At 70.5% G+C, this 11,915-nt stretch carries 9 protein-coding genes; 2 read left to right on the top strand and 7 right to left on the bottom strand.

What is annotated here, in order from left to right:
- Nucleotides 1-7: 7 nt before the first annotated feature.
- The 3 genes from J0P97_RS08210 to J0P97_RS08200 all read right to left on the bottom strand — a co-directional run bounded on the left by J0P97_RS08210 (nt 8) and on the right by J0P97_RS08200 (nt 3,092).
- Nucleotides 8-1,030, bottom strand: a complete 1,023-nt coding sequence (locus J0P97_RS08210) for a LacI family DNA-binding transcriptional regulator (RefSeq protein ID WP_215487287.1) — start codon at nt 1,028-1,030, stop codon at nt 8-10.
- Between the two features lie 155 nt (nt 1,031-1,185).
- Nucleotides 1,186-2,022: an alpha/beta fold hydrolase gene (locus J0P97_RS08205; RefSeq protein ID WP_215487286.1), complete on the bottom strand. Its 837-nt coding sequence runs from the start codon at nt 2,020-2,022 to the stop codon at nt 1,186-1,188.
- A 353-nt stretch (nt 2,023-2,375) separates the two neighbouring features.
- On the bottom strand, nt 2,376-3,092 hold the full coding sequence (locus J0P97_RS08200) for an alpha/beta hydrolase (protein WP_215487285.1): 717 nt from the start codon (nt 3,090-3,092) through the stop codon (nt 2,376-2,378).
- A 196-nt stretch (nt 3,093-3,288) separates the two neighbouring features.
- Here J0P97_RS08200 and J0P97_RS08195 point away from each other — a divergent pair, with 196 nt between their 5' ends.
- Nucleotides 3,289-4,269 carry a GlxA family transcriptional regulator gene (locus J0P97_RS08195; protein ID WP_215487284.1) on the top strand — a complete coding sequence of 327 codons (981 nt, stop codon included), beginning with the start codon at nt 3,289-3,291 and terminating at the stop codon, nt 4,267-4,269.
- On the opposite strand, the gene J0P97_RS08190 is transcribed toward J0P97_RS08195, so the two are convergent.
- Nucleotides 4,221-5,132, bottom strand: a complete 912-nt coding sequence (locus J0P97_RS08190; RefSeq protein WP_215487283.1) for a helix-turn-helix transcriptional regulator — start codon at nt 5,130-5,132, stop codon at nt 4,221-4,223. The genes J0P97_RS08195 and J0P97_RS08190 overlap by 49 nt on opposite strands.
- A gap of 141 nt (nt 5,133-5,273) precedes the next feature.
- On the opposite strand from J0P97_RS08190, the gene J0P97_RS08185 reads away from it, so the two are divergent.
- On the top strand, nt 5,274-5,870 hold the full coding sequence (locus tag J0P97_RS08185) for a TetR/AcrR family transcriptional regulator (protein WP_215487282.1): 597 nt from the start codon (nt 5,274-5,276) through the stop codon (nt 5,868-5,870).
- A gap of 35 nt (nt 5,871-5,905) precedes the next feature.
- Here J0P97_RS08185 and J0P97_RS15910 read toward each other — a convergent pair whose 3' ends face one another.
- From J0P97_RS15910 to J0P97_RS08170, 3 genes are all read right to left on the bottom strand, one after another.
- Nucleotides 5,906-6,856, bottom strand: coding sequence for a helix-turn-helix domain-containing protein (locus J0P97_RS15910; protein WP_215487281.1), 951 nt, complete (start codon nt 6,854-6,856; stop codon nt 5,906-5,908).
- Between the two features lie 280 nt (nt 6,857-7,136).
- Entirely contained in the window at nt 7,137-7,550 is a 414-nt protein-coding gene (locus J0P97_RS08175; protein ID WP_215487280.1) for a DUF3253 domain-containing protein, read from the bottom strand.
- A gap of 77 nt (nt 7,551-7,627) precedes the next feature.
- Nucleotides 7,628-11,881, bottom strand: coding sequence for a hypothetical protein (locus tag J0P97_RS08170; protein ID WP_215487279.1), 4,254 nt, complete (start codon nt 11,879-11,881; stop codon nt 7,628-7,630).
- Between the last annotated feature and the right edge of the window lie 34 nt (nt 11,882-11,915).

The following is an 11,915-nucleotide window of genomic DNA, read 5'->3' as shown; positions in this document are numbered from 1 at the left end:
TGTCCAGTCACACCGACGAGCGCTCGAGGAGCGGGCAGTCGACCGTCACGATCTTCGTGTCGGTCGACTCACCCGCGGTGGTCTCGGCGAGGAGGTCCACGCCGACGGAGCCCATCTGTTCGAAGGGCAACGCAATGGTCGTGAGAGCGGGACGCAGGTAAGCCGAGATCAGCTCCTGATTGTCGAACCCGATCACGGCGATGTCACGGGGGATGCGCAGTCCGCGCTCCTTGATCGCGTCATAGGCGCCCATGGCCATGCGATCGTTCGCGCAGAAGATCGCCGTCGGCGGTTCGCGCAGCTCGAGGAGTTCGGCGGCGGCGTCGAATCCGCCGTGCGCGGTCGCGTGGCCGCTGATCTCCAGCAGGTCGTCGGGCTCGACGCCGGCCTCGCGCAGCGCCGCATGGAAGCCTTCGCGGCGACCGACGGCGGCGGGGATGCCGGGGTCGAGGTTGACGAAGCCGATCCGTCGATGGCCCGCGGCCAGGAGCCGCTCGGCGGCGCGGCGTCCGCCGGCCCTCTCGTCGGGCACGACGGCCGGGTAGCGGCCCTCGGCGTCGAAGCAGTTGACGAGGACCGTGGGAACTTCTCGCGCGATCTCGGGGACGTTCACGGCGCGGTGCCACGTCGCCGCGTAGATCAGCCCTTCGACGCGCTGCTCGAGGAGGCGTTCGATCGCTGCCGACTCGGCGACGGGGTCGGACTCCGTCGAGGCGATGAGGAGGTACTTGCCATCGGAGGACGCGCGGTCCTGCGCGCCCTTGATGACCTCGACGGCGAACGGCGCGGTCACGATCTCGGTGACGAGCCCGTACCAGTCACTGCGCTGCTGGGCGAGCGCCCGGGCCCCGGCATTCGGCCGATAGCCGAGATCGGCGGCCGCCTGGAGCACCCGCGCACGGGTCTCGCTGGCGAGGGTGACGTCGTGACGGCCGTTGAGCACCAGGGAGACGGCGGTACGCGAGACGCCGGCGTGGGCGGCGACGTCTTTCATCGTCACCGCGCGGTTCCGAGCGTCGTTCGTCGACATTTCGCCTCATCGTTGTGGGAAACTAACTCGCGTTAGCAGCTGATGACACGAGAGTAACCCGCGTTAGGTCGGGATGTCAACCCCACGTCGGCGCGCGCGAGAACGAGAGATCGGAGGCCGCGCCGGGATGAGCCGGCGCGGCCTCCGATGCCGACCTACTGCTGGATGAAGGCGAGGATGTCGGGGTTGAGGATGTCGGCGTGAGTCGTGAGCATGCCGTGGGGGTAGCCCTCGTAGATCTTCAGCATCGAGTTCTGCAGCAGCTCGTGCTGCTTGATCGACGCATCCTTGTACGGCACGACCTGGTCATCGTCGCCCTGGATGACGAACACCGGCACCGTGATCGCCTTCAGATCCTCGGTCTGGTCGGTCTCGGAGAACGCCTTGATGCCCTCGTAGTGGGCCAGCGCACTGCCGGTCATGCCCTGCCGCCACCAGTTGTCGATCACCGGCTGGGACGGGGTGACCCCGTCGCGGTTGAAACCGTAGAACGGCCCGGATGCCACGGCCTCGAAGAACTCCGCGCGATTCGCCGCGAGCGCGGACCGGAATCCGTCGAACACCGACACCGGCGTACCCTCGGGGTTCGCGTCGGTCTGCACCATCAACGGGGGAACCGACGCGACGAGGACCGCCTTCGCGACACGCCCCTGCGGCTCGCCGTACGTCGCGACGTATCGCGCGACCTGACCTCCGCCGGTCGAGTGGCCGATGTGGATCGCGTTGCGCAGATCGAGGTGCTCGACGACCGCGTTCACATCGCTCGCGTAGTGGTCCATGTCATGACCGGTGCCGATCTGCGACGAGCGGCCGTGACCGCGACGATCCGACGCGATCACGCGGTAGCCCTTGCTGTGGAAGTAGAGCAGCTGCGCGTCCCAGTCGTCCGACGACAGCGGCCAGCCATGGTGGAACACGATGGGCTGCGCATCCACGCTGCCCCAGTCCTTGTAGAAGATCTCCGCACCATCTTCCGTGGTCACAAAAGGCATGTCCGTCTCCGTTCGGTCGGTTCGCGATTCGGGTCGTCGCCCCGGGGAGATGGGGCGGCGCGATCACGCTACGGGCGGCCGCATCGACGATGCATCCGACATTCGTCCAGCGTCCGTCTTTCCGCAGGTCGGGACTCTCGTCATCTGTCGCGTTGCGGACGCGGCGGGCGGATCTAGCGCCCGCCGCAGATCTAAAGGAAACAGCGATGACCGTCGTCGATGCGAACGCGTTCCCGATCGTCCCCACCGGACGAAGGAGCACTTCTTCCCGGTTCTGTGACGCGCGGACGACCCAGCGCCGGCGCAGCAGACCGGCCGTGCCGGGCGGAGCGTCCGCCCCGCACGGCGCGCGTTCAGCCGAGCTCGGCGATCGCGTCGGTGATGACCTTCGCGACGTCCGCAGGGTGCGTCTGCATCACCAGGTGGGGCGCATCGATCTCGACGACCGAACGAAGCCCCGCCCGCTTGTACCCGAAGCGCTCGACATCGGGATTGATGGTGTGATCCGCCCGGGACACGATGCCCCAGCCGGGCTTCGTCTTCCACGCCGCCACCGGCGCGGACTCGCCGAACGCGAGAGCGGCGAGAGGGCGCTGGGATGCCGCGAGGACCTCGGCGGTGGCGAGAGGCACGCCGTGCGCGAAGACCTCGGGGAACGCGTCGACCTCGACCGAGACGTCGGTGCCCGGCTCGCCGCCATCGATCGGGAACGGGGTGTAGACGAGGTGCTGAGCGAGATCGGAGTCGGGGAATCCTCCCTGCAGCTCCCCCAGGCTCTCCCCCTCGTCCAGGGCGTACCCGGAGACGTAGACGAGCCCGACGACGTTGTCCGCGGCACCCGCGACCGTGATGACAGCACCCCCGTACGAGTGGCCGGCGAGGATCACGGGGCCGTCGATCTGCTCGACGACGGAGCGGATGTACGACGAGTCCCCGAGAAGACTGCGATTGGGCACCGCGGGGACCCGCACCGTGTAACCCTGATCGAGCAGGGCCCGTGTGACGGGCGCCCAGCTCGCGGCGTCCGCGAAAGCACCGTGCACAAGGACGATCGTGGGCGATTCGGACATGGCAGACCTCTTCTCTCTCCCGCGGCGGCGCCGCGCGTAGACGCCACGGTAGGCGGGGCGATCCGTCAAGGGCATGAGCATCTGTCGAGTCCCGGCCTCGACAGATGTCGGAACCCGCGCGGCCGCGGCGCGCGGCGTTCGGGCCCTGTCGAAACGGTGGGAAGCTGACTGTCGACACGGGATCGCGGGGACGGACATGAACGCAGGGCGCCGCAAGGTGGGGTTCCTCGTCTTCGACGGGGTCAAACCGCTCGATTTCGTCGGACCGGCGGAGGTCTTCTCGGAGGCGAACCTGACGACGGATGCCTACGAGCTCCGCTTCTACTCGCCCTCCGGCGAGAATGTCACGACCTCCATGGGACTGCGGATCGGCGTCGACGGCGCCGCGGCTGACAGCGGCCCACTCGACACGGCCATCATCCCGGGGAGCGAGATGGCGCCCGCGGTCTTCGACGACCGCTCGCTGCGAGAGGCCATCATGCGCCTCGCCGGCCAGGCGCGGCGCGTGGCATCCATCTGCAGCGGCGCCTTCGGACTCGCGGCGACGGGATTGCTGGACGGCCACTCCGCGACGACGCACTGGAAGTTCGCCGACGTCCTGGCGGCGCGCTACCCGCGCGTTGCCGTCGACGCGGAGCGGATCTTCACGCGCCACGGGCAGATCTACACCTCGGCCGGGGTCGCCGCCGGAATCGATCTCGCCCTGTCACTCGTGGAAGAGGACCTGGGTGCGGACGTCGCGCGCAGCGTCGCGCAGCACCTCCTGGTGTACATGCGCCGCTCGGGCGGCCAGTCCCAGTTCTCGACGGCACTGAAGCTGCCCGCCCCGCGCACGCGCATCGCGCAGGCCGTCGCGAGCTACATCAGCGACGACCCGACGCGTCCGACGAGCATCACGACGCTGGCCGCACACGTCAACGTGAGCACCCGTCACCTCACGCGTGTCATCCGCGACGAGCTCGGCGTCACCGCGGCCGCCTACATCACCTCGCTGCGCCTCGAGCTCGCTCTCAATCAGCTCGAGAGCGGGATGACGGTCGCTGAGGCTGCGGCGGCCGCCGGGTTCGCGTCAGCCTCCGCCTTGCGCCGAGCGTTCCATGCGCGATATCGGACGACGCCGTCCGAGTATCAGCGTCGGTTCCGCTCATCGAGTGAGGACAGGGCGCCCGCGCTCTGACCGACCCCCGCTGCCACTGCAAGGAGAGGGGCGACCATCGTTCCGACACCGCGAACACGGTCGGTGAGATCCTGCAGCGCGACGGCGCCCGGAGTGCCGGGTTCTGCGAAGAAGTGCGTGAGCGTGTACCCGCTCGCACCGGACACGGCGAAGGGTTCCGCGCGCAGCGTCACCCATCCGTGGGGCTCGACGAGGAAGAGGGGCCGCGAACTCGTCAGCGGCCGGACCTCGCAGCGGTTCCAGATCGGCAGGAACCGGGGGTCCGATGCGCTGAGCTCGGCGACGAGCTCGCGCAGACGGGGGCTGCGCGGATCGGCGTGATACCTCAGCGCGGCCACCGCATTCGTCGCCGCGCGACGCCAGTGCGGTTCGGAGTGCGGGTCCGGATAGTGCAGGAAGATCGACGTCACGAGGTTGACCCCCGGAGCCAGCGACTCCGGAGCGAGCAGATGAGCGGACGCGTTGACCGCCACGATGTCGCCCGCCGCGTTCGACAGGTACGCGGGGGCATCCGGGCGCGCGGCGAGGAGCTTGATCACGCCGTCGGGCACGTCGTCGCCCGCCGCGGGTGACGGAGAGCCGGAGCCGAGCCGCGCGAGACGCTCCAGATGGGCGCTTCCGTGGATATCGAGCATCAGGGCGCGGCAGAGCCCGCGCAGAACCTGCTCGGAGGGCTGGTGGCCTCGTCCCTGCTCGAGACGCAGGTAGTAGTCGGCACTGATGCCGGCCCGTTCCGCGACCTCGGTCCTGCGCAATCCGCGGACGCGTCGGCGGTCGATGGTCTGCACGCCCACCGATTCAGGACGAAGCGACTCGCGTCGGTCGCGGAGGAAGTCCGCGAGCGGATCTGACGAAGACCTCATGAGCCCCCCAGCCAGTAATGGAATGACGACTCCAATTCTCGACGTCGGCGTCACCCCTCGTACGTCGGAATCGGACACGATTGCCGCACATACGGACGCACCCGTTGCCCCTGTCCGGGGTCCACGAAGTAGGTTGTGGAGGTGGGCAGGCCACGGCGATTCGACGAAGAGACGCTCCTGGACGTAGGCCAGGAGCTCTTCTGGTCGCGCGGTTACGACCGCACGTCCATGGAGGAGATCGCGGCGGCATCCGGCGCCGGAGTCAGCAGCCTCTATGCGATCTACGGGAGCAAGCTCGCGCTCTTCCTGCGCATCTTCGGCCGCTACTGCGAGGCCCGCGTGGAGCTCGCGGCGGAGGCGACCAGCGGGGTGAGCGAGGATCTCGGCTCCGCCGTCGCCGAATATCTGGACCGGATCGTCGCCGAATGCACGTCCCACGCCGACCGGCGCGGATGCCTGATGCTCAACAGCGTCGTCGATCTCGGCGACCGATTTCCCGAGATCCGCGTCGTCGCCGACTCCGCGACCGCGCGGATCGAGGATCTCCTCCACGACAAGCTGCTGCGGACGGCGGCAGCGCGGTCGGTGGACCTCTCCTCCGTCGAGGCCCGCCCCCTGGCGGCGCGCGTCGTCCTCGCTTCGCAGGGCCTCATCCAGCTCAGCCGACTGCGCGTGTCCGCATCGCACCTGACGGCGTCGGCCGCACATCTGAGCGGGACTGTCGGCCACTCGTCGTGAGATTCACGGGCGCCCGACCCGGACGCCCGCCGAGATCAGGCGCCGAGCCGGTCGTGGTGACGCGTGGGATCGAAGGGGACCGTCACGACGGGGGCGCTCGCCGCCTCCTCCTCTTCCCAGAGCCGCAGGAGCTTGAGGGCGAGGTGCAGGGTGCTGCGCTGCATCCCATCCGCGAGCGCCTCACGCACGGAGTCGGGCATCCGTTCGAGGCGGTAGTACAGCGTCGTCCGATGGATGTGCAGCAGCTCGCAGGTGACGTTGGCTCGGCCCGCCGCATCCAAGTAGACCTCGACGGTCTCGCGCTGGGTCGGATCGTCACTGGCCGCCAGAGCGATCGCCGCGGGGGATGCCTGCGTCAGCAGCGACCGAGAGCGCGGAAGTGTATGGAGAAGCGACCATCCCCCGAGGTCCTCCGCGCGCGCAGAGCCCACCTGTCCGGGGAGCGTGCCGCGTAGCCGCGCGGAGTGGACCGCGCGCTCGGCGGCATCCTCGATATCCGCCGCCGACGGTGGGCAGGATGCCACGGCGAGCCCTCGCACCCGGGCGCGATGGCGTGACGCCTCGACCTCCGCGGCGCGGCCCACCTCTGTGACGTCGAGCGTCGGGGCGCAGGCGAACAGTGCTGCACCGAGGTGCAGTCCGATGAATTGCGCGTTCCGGTGCGTGATCGCGGCCAGGTGGCGCCCGAAGGCCACCTGCCCGACCTCACTGATGCCGTCGAGGATGACCGCGAGCACATCGATCCCTTCGCTGTTCGAGTCGACCCAACGTCGGGCGCGGACCTCCCAGAGCGCATCCCGACGAACGTCGCGGTCGTCGTCGACGAGGGCGTTGAGCACCCAGTCCTTGTGCGTCGCCGCACCGACCCCCAGCGCCAGGTCGAGCAGGTAGGTCGCGGCGTCGATGACCGACCACTCGAACGTGTCGAGGTCTCCGCGCCGCGCGCCCAGGATCCGCAGCGCTCCGCGACCACGGCCGTACCGCACGTCGACGCCTCCACGGTCCGAATCGCCGACCGGTTCCGCGGCGATTCGCCGGAGCGGGCCATCCCACAGCACGACCCTCCGGCGCAGGAGGTCCGAGAGTTGCGCTGCGATCTGTGATGGGGACACTGCACACCTCCCATGCGGGCTTGCCGATACAGCGAGGCTAGGGGCGCCCGCACGAGGGAGCGTGGCCCTCCCACACACACCCAGGAACAGGACGCCGGACCACGGCCCCGCGCGATGGTCGGCTGCTCGGTCGTCGACTCGCGCGGAGCCCGGCTCAGCGACGGGTGCGGATGCGGATCGGCCCTTTCGCGGTCGAGGGGTCGACGACCTGGCCGCGTTGCGTGATCTCGACGTCGCCGGCCGCGACGAGACGTCGCGCGGCACGGCGCGCGGGCTCCATGAGCTCACGCCACTCCTCGCCGCCGACGGCGCGGGCGGCCTCGGAGGGGCAGATCGTCGCGCCCTCCGCCCGGGCCGCCAGGAGCCGCGGGATCACCTCCTGCAGCTCGCGATCCACCGGCCGCAGGCCGCGGGAGCGGCACGCGGCGGAGCAGTACCGGACGGACGCCCAGTCGTCGGCCCACTTCGCCCGCCACTCGATGCGACGTCCGCACGACGCGCAGGTCTTCTCACCCGGCGGAATGCCGCCCTCCGGGGGATCCGTCGCCTCGGCGCACTGTCGGCCCATCAGACCAGTCTGCCCCCGTTTCGGATGCCCGGGTCCTGATCGACCTCACCGACGATCGACCTCACCGCCGATCGACCTCACCGACCCGTGGCATCGACCACATCCGACGACAGGAGGTCGCCCACGACGTTGAGCCGCTCGATCCGTGCCGCGCCGAGGGGCGAGGCGGGGTCCGCCGGGGCGATCCGGATGATCTCGCCCGCCTGCGCGGCGGCGACGGGGTACGCGACGGTCCCCGCACGGTACACGAGCTCGGATGCCGGGACGGCGACGGCATGCTGGAGCCGCAGCCCCGGACGACCGGCCAGCCAGCGTACCGATGCGGATGCACCCTCCCCCACGCCGAGGCGCACCGCCCAGCCGGACGGGCCGTCGCCGCCGGCCGACTGTCCGGCATCCTTCCGCAGGTCGAGCGAGACGTCGGCGATCCGAGCCTCGCCCGCGCCGATGATGCGGACCCCCGGTCGCAGCCCGGCGAGCTGCTGGGCGACGAGCGTGTCCAAGGCGCCTCGCGCGAGCGGCGCAGAGGTGCGGATGAGCGCGGCCCTGCCCAGGAGCGCGGTGCGATACACCTCGCCGCGCCCGCGGAGGGTCACCGTGATCTCGTCGGGCACGGTACCGCGGAACGCCACGATCTCCCGACCGGGGCGGTCGTCGTCGGCGTGCACGAACGCCACGTCGGGCATCGCCCCCGGGGTGATGAGATCGCCGATCGACACGCCCGACCGGTTCAGCGCCGCCTCGATGCGATCGGCGCGCTCGCTCGAGATGAGCGACACCGACCCCCACGAGGCCTTCGCCCGCTCCGCTCCGGGCACGGTGTCCAGCGCCGACGCGAAGCCGATCGCCGCGGTCGGAAGGTCCAGCCCGACGGATCCGTTGTCGGCGACGAGGGCCGCGGCGGACACGAGGCGCTGCTGATCGCGCAGCCCCGTCGCGACCACCGACGCGACCGCCTCCGGGGCGAGCTGCATCTCGTCGATGGGCTGCGCGGCCTCGACGATCCCGCCCCGCACCGCGCCGTCGAGGACCTCGCTCTGCAGCCGAAGGTCGTCGATGAGCCGGCGTCGCTGGTCACCGACGAGCTTCCGCCCGCCCGCCTCGACCTGGCCCACGGCCGCGCCGTCACTGGTGAGGATGCCTCCGGCCAGGCACGCGAGCGCTGTCGCGGAATCCCACACCGGCGTCCGCAGCGGGCTCGCGTAGGCGCTCTCGGGGATCTCCATCAGGTACCGCTTGCCCAGCGACCCCTCCTCGAACGCGGGGGCCACGAATTCGGGGTAGGTGCCCGACGGCTCGACGTGGAAGGAGCCGTCGGCGCCGATGACGATCATCGACGACTCGTCGCGCTCCCAGCCCGGGCCGTACGGCACATTCGAGTCGGCGATGTAGATGCGACGGGCTCCGTCGCCGGTCTGCTCGCATCGGTGCGCGATCACGGCGTGGCCGACTCCCGCGTCCTTCGCGTCGTCGTAGCCGCGCAGGGAGAGGGTGATCGGCGTCCCGGCATCCGTCCTCGCCTTCACCCGGGCCCACACCCGGCGCGGGTCGCAGAAGTCCGGCTCGAGCTTGGCGCCGATCTTGTAGAGGACGACGCTCGCCGCCTTCTGACTGCCCTGTCCCCGGTTGATGAGGCGCCAGTTCTTGTCGTCGACGCGGTTGCTCGTCTGCTGTGAGAGGGGCTGGGGAACGCCGCCCCGACGCTGGAAGGCGTCGATGGCCGACACCGAGAACCCGAAGCAGTTGCCGCCGTCCGCCACGTTCTCGTACTGCGAGTCGTAGTACCAGGAATCCAGAGGATCGGTGAAGTAGTTCACGTCGTCGCCGTCGATGTCGACGAACGTCTCCTTGTACATCGACCAGGGCAGGTGGTCGCGGCCCTTGTTCGAGAAGCGCCAGAAGTGATGCTCGCGCATGCGACCGATCTCGATGGCGACGGGCGGCGAGATGGAGTAGTCGAAGGTGACGTCGCCGCCATCCGCATTCGACGAGTCGTTGGCCGTCGACGGCTCGTTCAGGTGTGCGCCGGATGCCTCCGTGAGACCCCAGAGATCTCCGCCCATCGTGTAGGTGACGTCGCGCTCGGCGAGGCGGTCGTTGCTCGAGATCTCATCCCAGTCCCACGCCTCGATCCGGATGCGCACCGTCGTCTCGGGACGGACGGGGAAGGGCGCCGTCTCCCAGTCGGAGAAGTCCATGGATGCCCCGCCGTGCCCGCTCTCCTTGTGCAGGACTTCGGCGCCGTCGACCCAGACCCAGGCCTTCACGATGAGTTCCGCCGTCGTGTCTTCACGGGGGATGAGACCGCTGAGCTCGAAGCCGTCATCGATGTTGCCCGTCGCGACGCGGGCGATGCGCACGGCGAGCTGGTCGAAGATCCCGATATCGGCGGTCCACATCAGCACTCCACGGTCGAACACCTGCCAGCGGTACTCGACACCGCCGCGCGTGACCTTCTGCATCTCCGTCGTCGGCAGCCCGTAATGCGCGATGCCGTCCGCAGCGTTCCACGCGGCGAGGAAATCGCCTGCGAGCTTCACCGCGCCCGTCTCAGGCCGCCAGAAGATAATGCCGCCCTCGAAGGTCGACATCCGCGCCGTCTCGAAGCCGTCGACCGCCAGCTCATCGCTCGTCGGAAAGCCGAACGCGCGATCGGTCCCGTCGGTGTTGAAGTAGCGATCCAGGATCGCCCCGTGCACTTCGTGCGCACCGGTGGGGGCGGACCAGTAGATGCGCCCGCCGCCGAAGTCGGCGTAAGCGCCGCCGACGATGCCGATCTGGCTGCCCCGCGGCGCCCCCAGGAAGCCGCGCGTCCCGCCGAGGAGCAGCCAGTGCGCCAGGATCTCGTCGTACAACTCGACGGCCGCGTTCGCCGTGACGATCACGATGCCGTGCTGGAACAGCTGCGCCCGCGGGCCGATGATCACGTAGCCGAGATCGCCGACGGCGACCTGGATGGGAACGCCCCGCCGCTCGCTGTCGGCCAGGAGTCCACCGAGGCCCCCGGCGTCCTCGCCCACCGGCCGTGCGTCTGCGCGGGTGTCCGGCCGCAGCGCGGTGATCGCGGCAGAGAGAGCGTCGTTACGGAGGAAGGCCTGCGGAAGGGCGACGGATGCCTCGACGGCGCCGATCTCGCCTCGTTCCAGCGCTGCGCCGACCCCTCTGTGGACCGACACGGAACCGAGCGCCGTCTCGAGCGGGCGTGAGGCGCGCCGGCCGGTCAGGCGCTCGCCGATTGCAGCGCCCGCATGCCGCTCGCCCGCTTCGGCGGGGGCGCTCGCTGTGGGAACGAGTGCCGAGGCGCGAACCGTCGCCGAGGCGCGCCGGAGCGCGGCATCCGATGCGGGGAGCACGGTGTCCTGCCGGGAGAGCACCCCGCGCGACTGCAGGACGTCCCAGCCCGTCAACCCGCTTTTGCCGCGGGGCTTCACGCGGAGCCGTTCGAGGAGCTCGGCGACGCCCGACTCGCCGGAGATCGGCAGCCCCAGGCGGCCGAGGACTCCGCCGCGCGCGCTGTGCACCGCGCCGATGCGTTCGTAGACGAGGTGCGCGCCGGTCGCGGCGCTCCAGTAGGCGGTCGCGGCCCCGAACGTCTGCCACCTCACCCCGCCCTGGCGCATCGGCGCCGCGGTCGGCGCGCCCGGCGATCCCTCGATGCCGCTCGCGACGAGGCTGTCGATCTCGCCGAGTCCGTCGGATGCGGCGCGTGCGAGCTCGGCCTCCTGAGTGGCATCCAGCAGGTCGCCGACGGTCACCTCGACGATCGTCGCCTCGGTGGCCGTCGGGGTGCCGTCGTCCGCGGGGGCGCCGCCGAGCACGATCGTGCCCGCAGCGGGCGGTGCGGGTGCGGTCGTGCGCCGTCGCGCCACGATCACACCGTCGACGGCGAGGGCCGCTTCGGTGCCCGCGATCCAGACGCCGATCCGCGCCACGTCGGTGCCGACGGGAAGGACCGTGTCGAGCGAGACGGGGGCGCCCGTCGTGCGCACCTCCGCCGTCACGCGCGTGCCGCCGGAGTCGTCCGGGGAGAGGGAGACGGCCGCCGGGATGCCGCTGCCCGAGACGAGTGCGCCCGGACGGGTGGCGGTGACTCCGGCGAGCACGACATCCATGGCGCATTCGCCGAAGGTCAGGACTCCGTCGACGCCGTCGACCGTCAGCGCCCCGTCGGGTATCCAGCCGTGGTCGAGGCTGTCCGCCGAGGCGCGCCCTGCCACCGGAGCCGTCAGCGGCGTCGGCGCCACCGCTCCCGTCGCCGTGCTGGGCAGACCGTCCGCCCCCTCGATGACAGGCCCGGCCGCATCGAAGCGGATGCTGATGATGTGGGACACGATGCCCTCCTCTTTCCGGCGCGCCGCCGCGGTG

The sequence above is a fragment of the Microbacterium flavum genome, assembly GCF_018717645.1.
Taxonomy (GTDB): domain Bacteria; phylum Actinomycetota; class Actinomycetes; order Actinomycetales; family Microbacteriaceae; genus Microbacterium; species Microbacterium flavum.
Note: the sequence above shows the minus strand (reverse complement) of the source record. Positions and strands in the feature narration are given on the sequence as shown.